This window comes from Citrobacter sp. Cpo089 (assembly GCF_030332695.1).
In the GTDB taxonomy this organism is placed as follows: Bacteria; Pseudomonadota; Gammaproteobacteria; order Enterobacterales; family Enterobacteriaceae; genus Citrobacter; species Citrobacter portucalensis.
The window spans coordinates 1-325 of sequence record NZ_JAOWHJ010000009.1 but is presented as its reverse complement, the minus strand read 5'-3'; the positions used below and the strand labels follow the sequence as shown (position 1 = coordinate 325).

Here is a 325-nt window from a genome sequence, read left to right as displayed (position 1 = left end):
GGCACGCCGCATCCGGCGGTTTTCATCCCGCACAGACGCAAAAAAGCCCATCCGGCAGGATGGGCTTCTTCACTTTAATTAATGCCTGGCAGTTTATGGCGGGCGTCCTGCCCGCCACCCTCCGGGCCGTTGCTGCGCAACGTTCAAATCCGCTCCCGGCGGATTTGTCCTCCTCAGGAGAGCGCTCACCGACAGACAACAGATAAAACAAAAGGCCCAGTCTTTCGACTGAGCCTTTCGCTTTTATTTGATGCCTGGCAGTTCCCTACTCTCGCATGGGGAGACCCCACACTACCATCGGCGCTACGGCGTTTCACTTCTGAGT

The 325-nt window shown here is 57.2% G+C and carries 1 protein-coding gene and 1 rRNA gene; one reads left to right on the top strand and one right to left on the bottom strand.

From position 1 onward, the window contains the following. On the top strand, window positions 1–206 hold a 206-nt coding region (locus tag OGX92_RS01675; RefSeq protein WP_284882076.1), incomplete at its 5' end, for a hypothetical protein. 46 nt (window positions 207–252) lie between these two features. Here OGX92_RS01675 and rrf read toward each other — a convergent pair. Next, window positions 253–325: ribosomal RNA gene (rrf, locus tag OGX92_RS23545) — 5S ribosomal RNA — on the bottom strand; the annotation flags it as partial.